The organism is Xanthomonas sp. PPL134 (assembly GCF_040595915.1).
Lineage (GTDB): Bacteria > Pseudomonadota > Gammaproteobacteria > Xanthomonadales > Xanthomonadaceae > Xanthomonas_A > Xanthomonas_A indica.
Genome location: NZ_JAMDLL010000001.1, coordinates 670,777 through 688,285, shown reverse-complemented (window position 1 = coordinate 688,285; position 17,509 = coordinate 670,777). Strand labels below are relative to the sequence as shown.

The window sequence follows — 17,509 nt, the reverse complement described above, 5'->3', positions numbered from 1 at the left end:
TGTCGGGGCGCCGACTTCGCGCACAACGATCGGTGGATCCGGTGTCACTGTGTCACCCGGGTGACAGCGCGTCTTGTCCCCACTGATGCCTGCAGATGCGGATTTCTGCCGAAACGCCGCGCGGCATGCCACTGGCGACGGACTTCGCACGAAGAACGCCACAGACGACCAGGCCATGCGCGCATCGCAGGCGAACGCGGCCGGCATGCCAGGAGCCCTTCACGTCAGGAGCACCCCGCACCACACGTTGCTCATGTCATATCGAGGAAATGCGGCGGCGGCGAACGAATGCCCGGGCATCCGTCGCGACACCGCCGCCATGGTCATCACCAGTCGATCAGCGCGGTTCTGCCGTCACCTCTGGCACCGCCTCGGTGAGGTCGGCGCCGTAGTCGGGATTGGTCACCGTGTCCGCATCCACGTATCCGTAGAACACGCCCTTGCTCGCCGAAGCGCCTCGCTGCTCGACGTCGCCACGCAACTGCGCGGCGCCGGACAGCGTCAACCCGCCGAACGCCCCTGCCGGCTTGAACACCGTATGCACCTGGGCGCGATCCTTGACCGTCACCCCATCCTGCAGCAGGCTCAATCCGCCGACCACCGCGCTGTCCTGCACCTGCCCGCCCAGGATCGTCGCGTGATCCTCGATCCGCGCATCGCCGAGCACCTTGCCCCCGAGCACCCGCGCATGCGGGCCGACATAGGCCGTTGGCGCGACATACGCGTTCTGGGCGACCCAGCCACCGCCGTTGGGGTGGCGGCTGCCGACGCGTGTCGGCGTCGGCGCGCCGGGCTGCCGACCCGACGGATAGGCATTTTCCAGTGTGACGCTCCATGGATAGCGGTAGACCGAGTAGTAGGACTGATCCCACTTGATCTTCTGCATCGTGCTCGGCGTGCCCATGACCACCAGATACAGGTCGCTGTCACCGCTGCGGAGCTGGAACGACAGCGAGGCATCGGCGCCATGCTGCAACGCGCTGTAGCGCGGCTTGCCGTTGGCATCGATGGCGACCAGGCCCCAGCGCCAATCCGAGTCGGGTGAGCCGATCGTCTCTGGGTCGTTCGCCAGACCCGGCAAGGTGTCGATCGCCGACCTCTGCTGTACGTTGCCATGGAACTTCACCACCACCGCAGTCGCACTCTCGGCGGGAATCAGCCGGACCAGGTTGTAGCCCCACCGCTGCGGCGCCCAGTCGAACGGCACTTGGTAGACGCCCGCCTGGCCCTGCACCGGATCCAACTGGGTCAGGCGCAAGGCGCGATCCCGATTGGTCTCATCGGACGGGTTTTCCGGATCGAACGCGGTATTGCTGCCGTATTCCCGGCGCATCACGGCGCCATGATCGCGACCGTCCGGGTCGATGTAGTCCCACTGCACGTTGTGCATGGCCCAGTCGCCGAACACGTCGTTGAGTTGCGTCTGGCTCCAGCCCATGTTGTCGCGGATGATCGAGAACGGGTCGGCATCGGCCTGGCGGGAATCGCCGGGCTTGGGCGCCTTGGCCCACAGGTCGTTGATGATCGCGTAACCGAAGCGGTCCTTGAGGTATTCCATGAACTGCCAGTTGCAGTAGCGGTCGCGGGTCGAGCCGAGATAGAGATGCGGGTAGTTCACCAACATCTCCGAGCACTGCACATCGTCGTGGAAATACTGATGGGCCATCCAGTTGGCATGCGATTCCCAGATCCAGCCGACGTACGGCGAATCGCGCAAGCCGCCGGTACTGCCCTGCAACCCATGGGTCAGTTCATGCGCCAGGCCCCAGTGATATCCCAACTGGTCCGGATTGATCCACATGCCCATGCCGCCGCTGGCGGAGGTACCGCCGTTCAGGCCGAAGCTGTGGTCCAGGTAGACGCTGACCTTGTACTTCTTCGCCGTGTTGCAGTAAGGCTCGGGAAAACCGACACGCTCCATGTAGTCGTCCCAGATCAGTTCCAGTTCCTTGGCTGCCGAGGCGACCTCGTCCTGCGAAACGGCTTGCCCGTCCTGCCAGCGGAACGCGAAGTGTTCGGTTTCGTAGCGAACGGCCGGCATGTCGGTGTCGTCGGGATTGGCGATCCATTGACCGGCGGTGCAGACGGCCGCGGCCGCGGCATGCGCATGCTGCGCAGCCAGGGCCAAAACGGCCGACAGGCACACCGTGGACACCCTACGCACGAATCGAGAAGCAGCGATTTTCACGGCTCTACCCTCCTCTTGTCCGATGAGATTGGATGGATTGGACGATCGACGCGCTACGCCGCACAGCCGGCAGTGCGGGATGAATCCGCCGCCCCCCCCCCCCCCCCCGACGGCGTGCCGGTTAAAAAATGCGGCCGGCGAAACGCCGACAACAGACGGCGCTTCAGCCACTCGCACAGCGGCAACCCGTCGCCAGCCTAATGCAGTCAAACGCAACGCACCTTACGGTTATCCCCACGGAATCGGGCTAATTCCGCACACATGTCGAAAATCGAACTGGCGTCACGACAGGAACATGATGCGGACGGTAACGGCGGCCGACGTTGGCGGCAGGTCTCGCCACCGGAACGCGCGCGAAGGTCGGCGACATTTGCTGAATCGGCATCCGGGCCTGGCCTCAAGGCGTGTCGCAGTGCTGCGCATCCGCGACGGTGGCCTGAGGCAGGCGCTGCGCCTGCGGCGCGAACATCTCCCACTCCTGCACCGCCAGCGCAGCGTAACGCTCGCTGCCGCCGGCGGCATCCAGTACCGCGCGCACGCAGCGCGTGGTCACCGGGTCGAAGCGCAGCGTCTGCCAGCGACCGGCGACAGGCGCGTGCGTGCTCTGCGCCAATGGCCACCAGCGGCCATCGTGGCGGTACTCCAGCCGCCAGCGTGCCGGCGGCGCCACGCCGCTGTCCGCACCCGGCGGATGGTCGGCCCAGAACAGGATGCGGCTGCGCTGCAGCGTCACCGGTTGCGCCCAGCTGTACTGCAGCCACTGCTGCGGCGGGTTGTGCGGTGTCCAGCTGCCCCATAGCTGCGGCGGCAGGGGATTGCGCTTGACCCGCCCGTCGTTGAGCGCGGCGATCCAGTACTGGTGCGGGATGTCCGGGCCGTTGGACGCGCTGGCCTGCGCATAGCGGGCGACGTTGCGCTGCGGTGTCAGCGGCGGCTGCGGTCGGCGCGTGGCCACCACCGGCAGAATCCGCGCCGGCTGCCGGGTGTTGTCCCACTGCAACCGGTCGATCGCCACGCTGCGGCGGAAATGCCCGCCGCCCTTGGCGTCGGCGGTGTGATAGACCAGGTACCACTGGCCATTGAATTCGACGATGCCCGAGTGCGAGGTGGTCGAGGAGACCGGCGGCAGGAGTACCCCGCGGTAGGTCCACGGCCCCAGCGGCGACGGCGCGCTGCCGTAGGCGATGCAGGCGTGGTACAGCGTCGGCGTGCAGTCCGACGCCGGCCCGGCACGGTTGCCGGCATAGGCCAGGTAGTAGGTGCCGTTGCGCTTGAACAGCCACGGCGCCTCGAAGTAGCCGTCCAGCGTGGTCACCGCCACCGGCTGCCCCTTCGGCGTGACCATGTCGCGGTCCAGCTCGATGCCGAACAGCTTGCCGAAGGTGCCCCAGTACAGGTACACGCGGCCATCGTCGTCGACCAGCACGGTCGGGTCGATGTTCTGGATGGTGTTGGGCACCGGCCGCGATTGCGACAGGATCGGTCCCTGCGGATGCGCGTCGCGCCACGGCCCCAATGGGCTGTCGGCCACCGCCACCCCGATCGCGAACGGATCGGCATTGCGCGAGTGCGCTTCCTGCACCGGCGCGTACAGGTAGTAGCGCCGGTCCGGGCCCTGCACGATCTGCGCGCCGTAGGCATGACCGGGTGCGGCCCAGGCGAACACCTGGTGCGGTCGCAGCAGTGCCGGATAGTAGGTCCAGCGGCCACTGCCGACGTCGTCGGTAACCAGCAGTTGCCAGCGGTCCATGACGAAGTCGTTGACCTCCGGCGGTGCTTCATCGCGGCCGGCGATGATGTAGAGCTTGCCATCGGCGACCAGTGGTGCCGGGTCGGCCGCATAGTCGCGGCCGTCGGCCAGGATCGGATTGCCCGGCGCCTGCACCGGCCGCGACCGCGGCACTGCCGGTGCGGCGCCCGCGAGCAGGCCGATGCAGGCGCCCCATGCCAAGAGTAGCGATGCGACCACCCTGCGCATGGGAGGGCGGCTCATGGCGCCGCCTCCGCCTCGATCACCAGTTCCAGTCGCACCGGCAACGCGCCGCTGCCCTCGCGCCCCTGCGCCTGCCCGACCACGCTCAGGCGTCCGGGCTTGGCATAGGCGGCCGGCGCCAGCGGCGCCCAACGTACCGGCACGCGCTCGCGCGAGCCGTCGTTGTACTGCACGGAGACCAGTTCCGGCAGCACCGGCGCCTGTCCCGCAGGCACGTGCAGCGGCGGCGGCGCCTGCACGGTGGTGAGCTGGCCCGGCGCGGTCGCGCGGACCCAAACGCTGGCGGCCACCGGCACGCCGCCATCGGCCAGGCCTTGCACCTGCACGCGGCCCTCGCCGGCCAGCGCCGCCGCATCGACCTGCGACCAGCGCACGCCCAACCAGGCCCAACGGCCGTCGGCGAAGTAGCCGGCGATGCGTGCCGGCAGCGTCGGCGCCTGCCCGGGCGCGATACGCACGTCCACCGCTTCGGTCGCTACCGCGCGCTCGGCGAATACCTGCCATTCGTCGAACCCTACCGCGTAGTGACCCTCGCCCTGCGCCGCGGTCTGCAGCACCGCGCGCAGGGCCGTGGTGACCACCGGCGCGAACGCCACCCGGCTCGGCACGCCATTGCCCTGCACCGGATAGCCGCCGCGCACCGCGATGTCGCGCCATTGCGTGCCGTCGCGGTATTGCAGCGTCCACGCGCGCGGCAACGCCACCCCGCCCTGCGGTTGGTCGTCCCAGAAATACAGCGCCGCCGCGTTCAGCCGTTGCGCTTGCGGCCACTGGTACTGCACCCACACCGAGGCGGGCTGCGCGCGTCCCCAACTGCCCCAGCGGCGGTCGGCGGCGGGCTCCTGGTCCGGCGCCGGCAGCAGTCCATCGTTGAGCGCCTGCAGGCGGTGATGGCCGGCGGTGAACTGCGCGCTCGGCGTAGCCTCGCCCTGCACCTGCAGGGTCTGCCCGGCCGGGGCCGTTGCCGCGATCACCGCGACCTCGGCATGCCCCTGCAACGCGCCATCGTCGGCCTGCAGTTGCAGGGTGTAGGCGCCGGGCGCAGTGAAGCGCACCTCGGTCGTGGCCGCCTGCGGCTGCTCGAACAGCGCCGCGCCACCGGGCGGCACCTGCAGCGTGCGCCAGTGCAGCGCGAGCGTGCCGTTCGGCAGTGCGTCGTCGCCGACCTGCCCAGCTAGACGCACCAGGCCGCCGGCACTGCTGCCGTCTTCCTGCCAGGCCTCGACCTGCGGCGCCTGGTTGCCCTGCGCCGCCGGCACCGCGGCGCCGCTGGCATAGGCCTGGATCTCCTTGATCCCGGTGCGCAGCGCGCCTGCATGGGTCACTTGCACGCGCCAGCGCTGCGCGCGCAGCGGCGGGAAACGGATGCGGTTGCGGTTGCCCTGTGCGATCGGCGTATCGCGCACCTGGCCCGGCACGGTCTTCCACACGCCGGCGTCGAAGTACTGCAGCACGTACAACCACGGCGGCGCGTAGCCGGCGCGCGTGCCCGACGGGAAACCATGCTGTTCGCCCGGAGGCGACGAACTGCGATAGAAGTACACACGCACGTCGTCGAGCGTCTGCGGCCGACCCAGATCCAGCTCCAGCCAGTCGCTAGCGGCGGGCGAACCGGCCGTGCCCCAGAACGGCTCGTTGGCGGTGCTGCCGTCGACCGCGGCCATGGCCGGGAACCCGTCGGCCGCATAGCTCGCGCTGACCGCCGCACCCTGCGCCAGGTTGCGCGCGCCCGGCGGCAGCGCGATGTCGAGCCCGGCATCGGCGAGTACCGCACCGATCCGCGCCTGGCCTGGAAAGCGCACCTGCTGCGGCGCCTGCAGCGCCAGCCGATGCGCGGCCAGCACCTGCATCTGCGCGGCACCGGCATTGACCACATCCGGCAACGCCTGCACGCGACCGCTGGCCGGGTCGTACAGCAGGTGTGCCAGGCGATCGACGGTGAAGGCCAGTTGCCCGTCCAGGTACAGCGAATAGCCCTTCGGCGCAGCGCCGCCGTAGCGGCGACCGTCGCGGTCCCAGACGATGCTCAGGTCGCGGTCGCGGTAGCGCAGCCGGTCGGCGGCGAAATGGTCCCAGCCGATGTCGATCGGATACAGCTCGATCAGGGCATCGCTGCGCGGACGCAGGCCCATCGCATCCTCGATCACGGTGAAGTTGGTGGCGCCGAGCTGGGTGTGGTGGATCCACGAACGGTAGCCGATGCGGCCGCCATCGGCGGCGCTGCCCTGCGCCCAGAACTCGTTCTGGTCCGGGTAGCGGTTGTCGCCGTCGATGTAGTGCGCCCACGCGTTCCAGTACAGCAGCGTGCGGTAGCTGGACGCGTCCAGATACGGGCTGGGGTAATCGCGCAACACGCTGCCGAGCAGGCGGAATGCCACGGTGGAATTGATCACCGAGAAATTGTTGCTGCCCCCCTCGCCGCGCGCCTGCGCATCGGCCTGGTTGGCCGTGTAGAACGGGAACAGCGGGAACTGCCGCGCGTCGGCGAACAGGCGCAGCGCACGCACGTACTTGGGGTCGTCGTCGGCATCGCCGTACTTGGGCATGAGACCGACGCTGAAGGGGTAGTAGTTGTTGGTCTCCTTCCAGTCCACCGCCAGGCGCGGTCCGTCGGCCTGGCGCTGCTTGAGCAGGTCGCCGTGCAGGCCCATGCCGTCGGCCTTTGCGCTGTGGTCCTGCCACAGCACGTCGAGCACGGCGCGGCGGATCTTCGCCGCCAGCGTCTGCATGCGCGTGGCAGTGGCGGCGTCGCCGGCCACCTGCGCGGCCTGCGCGGCGGCCAGCGCATTGGCGTACACATAGGCGCTCTCGCTGCGGTCCATGCGCGGGGCGCCATGGCGCTTGGCCCAGTCGAAGGACACCGCGTCGGCGTCGTTGCCGGTCATCGCCGCCCAATCGTATTCGATCAGGCCATTGCCGTTACGGTCGTAGGCACGCAGCAGCGCCTCCACGTCGGCGCGGGCGTAGTGCGCCAGCTGCCCGGCGATCGCCGGTGGCCCGCCGTGCACCTGGTAAGCACGCCAGGCCGCGGCACTGAGATATTGCGCGTAGGAATTGGACCAGTTCTCCGGTGCACCGGGGTTGTCCACGTACTTGCCGCCGCCGGCGGTCTCGCCGGCGCCGAGCCAGGAACCGTACGCGTACAGCGGATCGCGCAGGTACTTGAGGTCGTCGATGAACATGCCGGTGGTCAGCACGATGGCGTTGTCGTAGCCGAGCACGCCTTCGATCGCCACCGGGAACTGGTAGTCGTTGCCGGGCACCGCCGCATCCAGGAAATTGAAGCGCAGCAGCCACCAGCGGTAGAACAGGGTCTTGTCGAGATTGTCCTCGGGCGTGTCCAGGTACGGCAGGTTGTCGGCCCACCAGCGGTTGTAGGCGACGACGTGGTCGCGGTAGGCCTGCTGCGGTGACTGCGCGGCGATGTGCCGGTATTCCTGGAGCGACGCCGGCAACTCGTGGGCGATCAGCCCCAGCTGTACTTTCAAGGTCGACGCCGGCCCGTGCGCCGGCACGGCCAATGGCCGCGCGATGCTCGCACCATCGACCGAGAAGCCATCGCCGGACAGGCGCGGGAACAGCGTGGTGATGGCGTTATGGGTGACGAAGGCGCCGGTCAATTCGGCACCGTCGGGATGCGTGGCCATCGGTGAGGCCGCGCGCAGGGTCAACGTGTGAGCGACGCCGTCGGCACTGGACACCGTGACCTCGGCCACCGCCACGTTCTGCTCGGTGATGAACTTGATCAATTGCAGGCGCACGCCGGCACCGGCGTAGACGCTGCTGAAATAGCTCGGCGTCTGTCGCCGCTGCGCACTGTCCTCGACCAGCGCGATCGGCACGCCATCGCGCTCCAGTTGCAGGCGGAACAGCGCGTCGTGGCCGGTCTTGTGCACATAGGCCACGTCGCCGACGAAGCCAGGCTCCTCCGGCTTGTGCGTGTACAGGTAGGCGGCGCGGCCACGGGTGAACAGCCAGTTGTTGCTGTCGCCGAAGCCGCCGCCGGTGCCCTGCCGCGCCAGCAGGCGGTCGATCCAGAAATCGCGGCCGGGCGCGCTGCCGGCGCCCGCCGCCAGGTCGGCGGTGAACACCCGCTGCAACTGGCCCTGCCCCCGCCCCGGCGCGAACGCCACGCCGCTGTCCGGCAGCGGATGCGCATCGCCGGTAAAACGCGGCATCCCGATCGCGGCATTACTGGACTGCAGACCTTCGCCATCGCGGTCGAGCACATCGACGCTGGTGGCCGACGCTGAAACCGCCACCGCGAACAGCAGGCAACCTAGAAGGGCGGCGCCGCGCCGCACGCGCGACGCGACGCCACCGAGTGCAGACAGGCGACTCAAAACTCGGTCCTGATCCGCGCCCAGAAGTAACGCCCAAGCGTGTCGTAGGTGAACGCATCGGTGTTGGCCGCACTGGCGTAGCCGTAGTACCGCGGCGGCGTGCGGTTGCCGAGGTTGTTCACGCCCAGCGCCAGGGTGCTGTGCAGGCGCTCGAACTTCCGGCTCACGCTGGCATCGTGGTAGGTCACCGTGCCAACCGGGAAATACACGCAACTGCCGTCGGCGGCGGTGTTGACACAGAAGTCCTCGTAGGCGCTGCCGACCGTGGTACGGCCGATCAGACGGGTGTTCCAGCTCGCGTGCCAGGGACCGTTGTCCCAGTCGAGCGTGAAGTTCGCGCGCCAGCGCGGCAGATTGCCGTAGCTGGATTGTTCGCCCACATAGTTGTGCGGATCGCCGCTGAATTTGTAGCTGGACAGGTAGGTGGCATCGACGCCGGCACGGAAGCGACCCCACGCGGTCTCGGGCAAGGCGTACTTGATGCCAACGTCGTCGCCGCGGATGTCGACCTTGCCGCTGTTGATCGCGAACGGCACGGTCACGCTGACCAGTTGCCCGGTGGGGCCGCGCTCGATCAACGGGCAGTAGGCACTCTGGCCATCGTAGCAATACTGCAGCACCTGATTCAGGCCGACGCCGTTGATCATGTCGTCGAGAGTGACGCGCCAGCTATCCAGGTTCAGCGACAGCCCCTCGGCCCAGCCCGGGTCGTACACCGCGCCGATGTTGTAGGAACGGCCCTGCTCGGGCTTGATCGCGAAACCGGCGTTGGCCGAGCCGGTGGTGAGCACGGTGAAGGTGGAGGTGTTGACGAAACGGCCATTGGTCGGCACGTTGGCGCAGGCCGCGGGATTGCCGCCGCCGGTGTAGCCGTTGCACGGATCCGTGTAGTCGGCGACATCGTCGACCACGCCGTTGTACGGCGAGCCGTACAGGTCGCCCAGCGCCGGCGCGCGGAACACCTGCGAGCCGGTGGCGCGGATCAGCAGGTTGTCGATCGGCCGCCATTCCAGCGCGACCTTGCTGTTGGTGGTGCTGCCCCAGTAGTCGTAGCGCGAGTAGCGCGTGCCCAGGTTGAGGTTCAGCGCCTGCGCGCCGGTCACGCCCTTGAGCAGCGGCACCAGCACTTCGGCGTAGGCCTCCTTGATGGTCTCGTCGTGGCCCTGGTTCATGATGCAGCCGTCGTTGTAGTCGCAGTTGCCTTCCGCATCGGCGGCCGCCACCGGATTGCTGGTGCCCTGCGAGAAGCCGTTCTTGCGGAACGACAGGCCGAACGCGGCCTGCACCGTGCCGGCCGGCATCGCGAACAGGTCGCCGTTGACGCTGGCCTCGGCGAACTTCATGGTGCTCTCGTCGATCAGGTCGACCGCGCTCTGGGTGGCCTTGATCCCGGCGATGGTGGCCGGATCGTCCGGGTTGAACACGTTGATCGGGGTACAGCCGGCGATGACGTTGCCGGGCGTGCCGCACTTGAGGGTGCCGTCGCTGTCGCGGAACGAGGCGCCCACCGCGTTGTTCAGCGCCGAGGTGATGGAGAAGCCGTTGCGCACCAGGGTGTCCTTGTAGTGCGCGTAGCCGGCCGCCGCGTCCCACTGCCAGCTGCTGTCGCCGAACTTGCCGCGCAGGCCGGCGACGATGTTGGTCTGGTACATCGTCGAGGTGTAGACGCGGGTGTTGGCCGGCACCGAGCGCAGCAGGTAGCGGCTGAGCTGGGCGCCGAAGGGGTTGTAGTAGTTCTGCGCGGCGTTGGGCAGTTCCAGGCCGTAGGCGGTGAGCTGCGAGGTGGTCTCGCTGCGGGTCCAGAACATGTCCAGGTAGCCCTGCACGTTCGGGGTGAAGTCGAAGCTGGCGTGCGCCGAGGCGTTGGTGCGCTGCACCGGGGTGATCAGGTACTGGCCGGTGTACGCGTTGTAGCCTTCGACCGCCTGGCTGTAGGTGTGGAAGTCGCTGGCGTTGACCTGGCCAGGTGCCAGGTTGGCGTTGGGGGTCAGCACGCTGCCATTGCTGAGGAAGGCACGGGTGCCGTTGCCGCGGCGCTCCACCACGTCGCCGTTGAGATAGCTCTGCGCGGTGCGCGCATAGTCGCGGTCGCTGTCGTACAGCGCGTTCATGGAACTGCGGCTCACGCCCAGGATCAGCCCGCCGCGGTCCCAGGTCTTGCCCCACTCCAGGCCGAGCGAGCGGCGGTTGCCGTCGCCGTGGGTGCTCAGGCCGTAGTCGGCGGTGGCGGCGAAACCGTCGTACTTGTCCTTGAGGATGATGTTGACCACGCCGGCGATGGCGTCGGAGCCGTACACCGACGAGGCGCCGTCGGTGAGCACCTCGATGCGCTCGACCATCGCCGCCGGAATCGCGTTGACGTCCACGCCGGGCGCGGCGGCGACGCTGCTGGCCGGCCCGGCCATGCGGTGGCCGTTGACCAGCACCAGGGTGCGCTCGGGGCCGAGATTGCGCAGCGAGACCAGCGCACGACCGTGGCTGAAGCCGGAATTGAGCGCCACGTTGGGCATGTTGCCGGCCATCGCCGGCAGCTGCTGCAGCAACTGGCCGAGCGTGTTCTGGCCGCTGTCCTCGATGCGCTGGCGGTCGATGGTAATGACCGGGCTGGCGGTCTCGGCATCGACCCGGCGCAGATGGCTGCCGGTGACGCTGACCCGTTCCAGCGTAGTCGCCTGAGCGTCCTGCGTCTGCGCATCCTGCGCCTGCACCGCTGGCGCGAGCAGGGCCAGCGCGGTGCAGATGGCCGCAGCCAGTGGACCGGGTTGCGGCGCGGCGCGCCAGGAACACGGGAGCAGCGGCACAACGCGTTCGAGCAAAGACGGCATCGGAAATCTCCTGAGCGGCGGCCTGGCGATCGCTGGAGCGCCGCCCTTCCCCAGGCGGCCGCCCCGACGCCAGCACATGTGGCGGATACGAAAACGGACGTGTCCACGCAGGCGCCGCCGGACGGGACGATCCCGACGCCGCCTGCACGGCGACGCGCACGACCCATGCGCTGCGTCCCCGGTGACGTGCAACGAATCTCCCCCTGGACATTCACTGCACGGTCACAATGTGCGCGTAGGACGCGCGCGGCGTCTTGTCGTATTTATCGGGAAAACGTGCGGAATACCGCATTGCCCCGCGGGCCGGCGGGACGTTTCCGACTTTTTCGCCACTCAGCCGTAGACGGCCGAAATCGCCGCCGTCGCCGCGCTGCCGGCCGGGACCAGCACACGCTCGTTGCGCGGCCCGGACAGCACCGCCAGTTGTCCGTCCAGCCGCACCTCCTGCAGGCGGGTGCCAGCCGGCACGCGCAGGGTCAGCCAAGTCCGCGCCGGGCGCTGCGCCGGCAGCGTCACGCTGCCGTCGATGCGCTTGCGCGCCGGGTCCCCATGCAGGCTCAGCGACACCCTGCCCCAGCGCGTCGGCGCCGCCTCGATCGCGATCGTCTCGCCGCTGCCCAGCCAGTCGCGCGGCAGCGCCCGCGCCAGGAACAGTTCCTCGCCGGCGCTGTCCTCGAACACCAGCATCCAGCGCAGCAGCAGCGGGATGGTCATCTGCGCGGGAATGCAGAACAGCGGCATGCCGCCGGTGATGCCGCTGACCTCGCCCGCCGTCCAACTGCCGCGGGTATGCACGTGGTAGCGGTGCGCGTACAGGAACAGCAGGTATTCCTCGATCCGGTCCAGGCGCAGCAACTGCTGCGCGTAGCCGTAGGAGATGAAGCCGAGCAGGTCGCGCGCCTCCGGCGTGGGCGCGGTGATGTTGCCGACCACGCCGAGGCTGGTGCCGCCGTGGCCACGCACGCAGTCGATGACCAGGTGCGCCAGGTCGTCGGGCAGCACATCGGCCTGCAGCAGTTCGGCGTAGGCGCGGTGCGGCCAGCCCTGCTCGCTGGGGTGTTCCTGCTGCAGCGACTGGCGGAAGGTGAGCTTCACCCCGGGCAGCGGGCCGAGGTACGGCGGCTGCAGGTCGCGGCGGACGTTGCCGCGCAGCGTGCGCAGCAGTTGTGCGGACAGCTGCTGCGCACGGCGCTGCCACTGCGCTGCGGCGGCCTGCCCACCCGGCCCGGCGATGCCGGCCCACACCGCGGCCAGGTCCTGCCAACCGCGCACCGCCAGCGCGCTGTTGGCGTAGTACGGCTTCCACCACACCTGCGGATCGGGGAACAGACAGGCATCGGATTCATTCCAACCGTGAATCAGGCCATGCCCCGGTGTCGAGGCCGGCAGGCGCAGGCTGGCGTCGTGCAGCTCGACCAGCACCTGCGCAGTGGCGGCGATCTTGTCGCGGTGCTTGCGCAGCAGCGCGGCATCGCCGGTGTAGCGCAGGTAGCGCGCCAGCAGCGACAGGGTCAGCCCGAACTGGCCGGTCTCCGGACCGCGCATGTTGACCATGCCGTCGGCCTGCACGAAATCACTGAAATACCCGTCCAGCACCGCCGCGGCCTGGCTGAAGCGGCCCCACTCCAGGTTGGCGTACAGCGAACTGGTGAAGGTGTCCTGGAAGCCGTCGTACTCGTTGCCGTAGTAGTCGCGGTCCACCGCGCCGTACTTGGGATAGGTGCCGCCGGGGCGCACCACCAGCTCGCGGGCGAAGGCGAAGCGCGCCATGTCGCGCCAACTCGGGTCCGGGGTCTGCGCCTGCACGGTGTCGCCCAGCTGCGCCTGCCAGTAGCCGGCGAAGGCGAGCAGGCCGCGGTAGAACTCCTCGGCACTGCGCGGGCCGCGCCGCGGCGGGTAGTCCGGATAGCTGTAGCCGTACACCACCTTGCTGACCTTGCCATGCTCGACCAGCGCGCTGCGGTGCCAGGTCTGCACCACGAAGCGGTCCTCGGCCAGCACGTCGGCGAACAGCAGGATGTCGTAGTAGCGGCCGTCGCCGGCCGGCACCACCTTGCGCACCGCCGGCATCCAGCCACCGAGCAGGCCTTCGCTGCGACGCCGCACCAGTTCGTCCTTGCCCAGTTCCGGGAACGCCTGGATGGCGCGGTAGCAGCGGGTACGCCCGTCCGGGTACACCGGCATGGTGTCGGCGCATTCGCGGGTGCCGACGAAGGTGGTCCACGGCAGGCGCCCGTTGTAGTCCTTGGGATCCAGTTGCGAGGCCGGCGGCGGCGCCACGTCGCGCACCTCGTCGGCGCGCGGGTCGCCATCGCGCAGCAAGCGATCGGCGAGCAGATCGGCATCGGCCATCGCCACTTCGGCCAGGGCCATGCCGAAGTACGGCGCCTGCGCCGCCGGGAACACCGCTTCGGTGCGCTTGCCCAGCACCAGCGCCCCGCCCGGCCCGCGCAGGGTCAGATCGCCGTCGGGCTGGCGCAGGTCTTCGTAGACCTCCCAGGTCGCACCGGCCTCGACGAAACGGCATTGCAGCGTATGCCCGGCGAGCGCGTCGGCCGCCAGCGGCCGCAGGTGCGGCGGTGCCGGCGCCCGCGCGGCGCTGGCTGCTGTCGGTGCCGCAGCGGCACGCCCGGCCAGCGCTTCCACGCCGGCAACCGCGCCGACCGCCAGGCCCTGCCGCAGGAAATCTCTCCGATCCATCTACCGTCCCCGATGCAATGCGATCGTCGCATCGTGCGCTGCGCGCGCCGCAGCGTCTTGTGCGCTGTGCCGAGGATGGATGCGGAAAACCGCATAGCCGCGTGGTCGCGGCGGTGCTGCGTCGCGGGAGCGCAGCGCGTCGGTGACGGCTCAGGCGAGCACGTCGAGCAGGCTGCCGATGCTGTCGTCGGCCGCACGCAGCACGCGCGCATTGGCCTGGAACGCGGTGCGCTCGGTCAGGGTGCCGACCATGTCGTCGACCAGATCGCTGCTCTGCCCGTCGGCCTGCTGCACCTGCCCGACCACGCCGCCACCGGCGGTGGCCTGATTCACCGGTACCGAACGCTGGAAGCCCTCGGTAGCGAGATTGGCGATGTTGTTGGCGCGCACCTGCAACCCGGACGTCGCGGCGCGCATGCCGGACAGCGCGATCGAGGAACTGGGAGCGATGGCGGTCATGGCGGGTCGGGGCGCAGGGAGACTTGCCGGGTTATCGGCGGAGTTGGCGGGGGCTTGAGGGGTGGGATTGGGGAGTCGGGATTGGGGATTGGCAAGAGCGGGCGCGTCGGCGCGATGATCTGAAGCCCCTCTCCCCTCGGGAGAGGGGTTGGCGTGAGGGTTCGGAGGCCGGGAGATGCCCCAGAACCTGGTGCACCTCCCGGACCCTCATCCGCCCCTGCGGGGCACCTTCTCCCGAGGGGAGAAGGGAAAAACCAAAGCCCCTCTCCCCTCGGGAGAGGGGTTGGGGTGAGGGTTCGGAGCCGCGCGATGCCCCAGAACCTGGTGCATCTCCCGGACCCTCATCCGCCCCTGCGGGGCACCTTCTCGCGAGGGGAAAAGGGAAAAGCCAAAGCCCCTCTCCCCTCGGGAGAGGGGTTGGGGTGAGGGTACGGAGGCCGCGCGATGCCCCAGAACCTGGTGCATCTCCCGCACCCTCATCCGCCCCTGCGGGGCACCTTCTCCCGAGGGGAGAAGGGAAAAGCCGAGTCCCGCGGGAACAGGAACCACCACGCCTTTGCGAATCCCCAATCCCCAATCCCAAATCCCGGCCCCTACAGCCTGTTCCACGCCGGCGTCGGCTCCCCCAACAGATGCCGCACGAAGAAGTCGTACTGGCGACGCTGCACGTAGTCGATGGGACCGGTGGAGCGGCCGACGGTGTGTACGCCGCCGGGCACGGCGAGCAGGTCGAAGTCCTTGCCGGCCTTGATCAGCGCGTCCACCACCTGTCCGGTCGAGGCTGGGTCGACGTTGCTGTCCTGCTCGCCGACGATCAGCAGCAGGTCGCCACGCAGCTTGGCCGCATTGTCCACGCCGGAGGCGCGCGCATAGCTGGCGTCCACCGGCCAGCCCATCCACTGCTCGTTCCAGCTGATCTTGTCCATGCGGTTGTCGTAGCAGCCCGCGTAGGCCACGCCCACCTTGTAGAAATCCGGATGCCGCTCGAGCGCGCCCAGCGTGCTCTGCCCGCCGGCCGACGCGCCGTAGATGCCGACACGGCCGATGTCGTAGGACGGATCCTGCGCAGCCAGTGCCTTGTGCCAGGCGATGCGGTCGGGGAAGCCGGAATCGCCGAGGTTCTTCCAGGCCACGTCGTGGAACGCCTTGGAGCGGTTGGCGGTGCCCATGCCGTCGATCATCACCACGATGAAGCCCAGGTCGGCCTGGGCCTGCATGCCGATCTGCTTGTCGCCACCGGAGTGGTAGCCGAACGGCCAGAAGGTCTTGGGCACGAAGGAATCGTGCGGGCCGGCGTAGATGTTCTCGATCACCGGGTACTTCTTGTGCGGGTCGTAGTCGCGCGGCCGCACCACCATGCCCCAGATGTCGGTCTTGCCGTCGCGGCCCTTGGCGACGAAGGTCTGCGGCGCGCGCCAGCCGGCGGCCTGCAGCTTGCGGATGTCGCCGCGCTCCACCACCTGCAGCAGGCGCCCGTCGATGGCATGCAGTTCCATCACCGGCGCCATGTCCGGACGCGAGTACGCGTCCACGTAATGGCGGCCGTCGTCGGCGATGGCCACGTCGTGGTCGGCATCGGCCTGGGTCAGCCGGGTCAGGTGACTGCCGTCGAAATCCACCGCGAACAAGTGCCGGTAATAGGGATCCTTGCCCGCATCCATGCCGCTGGCGGTGAACCAGATGCGCCGCTGCGTGTCGTCCACGCACAGCACGTCGCGCACGATCCACTCGCCCTTGGTGATCTGCGTCTTGATCCGGCCGCTGGCACCGTCGAACAGGTACAGGTGACGCCAGCCGTCGCGCTCGGAGATCCACAGGATCTCCTGGCCCAGGCCATCGACATCGTGGTGGTAACTGCGGTCGGCATAGACGAAGGTCTTCGCGTCCTCGCCCACCGCCACGTGCGCCTGACCCGTGGCCGCGTCCACCGCGATCGCGCGCATGCGTTGGAAACCGCGCTGCACGTAATCGAACACGAAGCTGGCGCTGTCGCGGCGCCATTGGATCGGCGAGAGCTGGTACGGATTGGCGAACAAGGCGTCGTCGATGGGCAGGCGCTTGGGCGCGCCGCCGCGCGACAGCGCGCCGAGGTCGAACAGCACCGGCCGCTCGATGTCCACCGCATCGCCGGGCTTGGGATACAGCTGGGTGCGCACGATCGGCTGGCCGCCGCCGGGCGGCGCCGCTTCCACCCGGGTGACGCGGCGGGGAAAGCCAGGCTTCACCCGGTACAGCGCCAGCCGCTGCGAATCCGGCGACCAGGCGATGGTTTCCGGATCGTAGAAATCGTCGCTGCGGCCGTCGTCGGCCAGGCGCAGCGTATGCCCGTCGGCCACCGCGCGCAGCAGCACCGCGTTGCCGTCGACATAGGCGTCCCAGCGCCCGTCCGGCGAGCGCCGCGGGGTGGCGTCGGCCGGCACGCTGAGATCGCGGACCACGCCGAAGCCGCGCGGTCGCGGCTGCGGGCCGCTGTCGGCGCGCGCGCAGACGTAGGTGGTGAGGGTGCAGCGCCACGGCAGTTCGTCGAGATCGAAGGCGATCGCCGCCTGCGCCTTGCCGCCCTCGGGGACGTAGGCGAAGCGCACGAACGGCAGGCGCAGCGCCGGGTAGGTGGTGCCGGTCGCCGCGCTCAGCGCCCGCGCCAGCCGCTGCTGGTCGAACGCCGGCTGCTTGCGCTGGCTGGCCACGTCCTCGACCACGAAGGCGAAGCCGCCCGGCACGGTCTTGCGGTAGTAGAACGCGCCGTCGTCGCGCCACTGCGCCGGCCAGGTCACGTTCTCGGTCAGGCCGATCCAGGCCTCGCGCAGGCCCAGCGAGCGCTGGTAGTCGGCGACGCTGGGTGCGGCCTGGGCAGCCCCGGCGCAGCACGCCAGCGCCATGACAATCGATACGACGAACTTGTTCATGCGGTTTCCGATACCTCCGATAGCACGCTTTGTCGCAGGAGCGGCTTCAGCCGCGACCGGGCTCTACCAGGAAGGCCCATCGCGGCTGATCCCAC

Annotated in this window: 7 protein-coding genes; all 7 read right to left on the bottom strand. The window is 69.1% G+C overall.

Annotation, left to right across the window (positions count from 1 at the left end; all coding sequences use genetic code 11):
- Positions 1 to 337 precede the first annotated feature (337 nt).
- On the bottom strand, positions 338 to 2,188 hold the full coding sequence (locus M3U25_RS02985; RefSeq protein WP_355500376.1) for an Svx/AvrXca family virulence/avirulence protein: 1,851 nt from the start codon (positions 2,186 to 2,188) through the stop codon (positions 338 to 340).
- A 397-nt stretch (positions 2,189 to 2,585) separates the two neighbouring features.
- The gene (locus tag M3U25_RS02980) at positions 2,586 to 4,166 is read right to left on the bottom strand and encodes a family 43 glycosylhydrolase (protein ID WP_355496314.1); all 1,581 of its coding nucleotides are present in this window, start codon (positions 4,164 to 4,166) and stop codon (positions 2,586 to 2,588) included.
- An 11-nt stretch (positions 4,167 to 4,177) separates the two neighbouring features.
- Positions 4,178 to 8,359, bottom strand: a complete 4,182-nt coding sequence (locus M3U25_RS02975; RefSeq protein WP_355496317.1) for an Ig-like domain-containing protein — start codon at positions 8,357 to 8,359, stop codon at positions 4,178 to 4,180.
- 161 nt (positions 8,360 to 8,520) lie between these two features.
- Positions 8,521 to 11,349, bottom strand: a complete 2,829-nt coding sequence (locus M3U25_RS02970) for a TonB-dependent receptor (RefSeq protein ID WP_355494989.1) — start codon at positions 11,347 to 11,349, stop codon at positions 8,521 to 8,523.
- A gap of 333 nt (positions 11,350 to 11,682) precedes the next feature.
- Entirely contained in the window at positions 11,683 to 14,049 is a 2,367-nt protein-coding gene (locus tag M3U25_RS02965; protein WP_355494991.1) for a Tat pathway signal protein, read from the bottom strand.
- A gap of 150 nt (positions 14,050 to 14,199) precedes the next feature.
- On the bottom strand, positions 14,200 to 14,508 hold the full coding sequence (locus M3U25_RS02960; protein WP_355494994.1) for a flagellar basal body protein: 309 nt from the start codon (positions 14,506 to 14,508) through the stop codon (positions 14,200 to 14,202).
- Between the two features lie 593 nt (positions 14,509 to 15,101).
- Entirely contained in the window at positions 15,102 to 17,414 is a 2,313-nt protein-coding gene (locus M3U25_RS02955) for a DPP IV N-terminal domain-containing protein (RefSeq protein ID WP_355494997.1), read from the bottom strand.
- Positions 17,415 to 17,509: the final 95 nt, after the last annotated feature.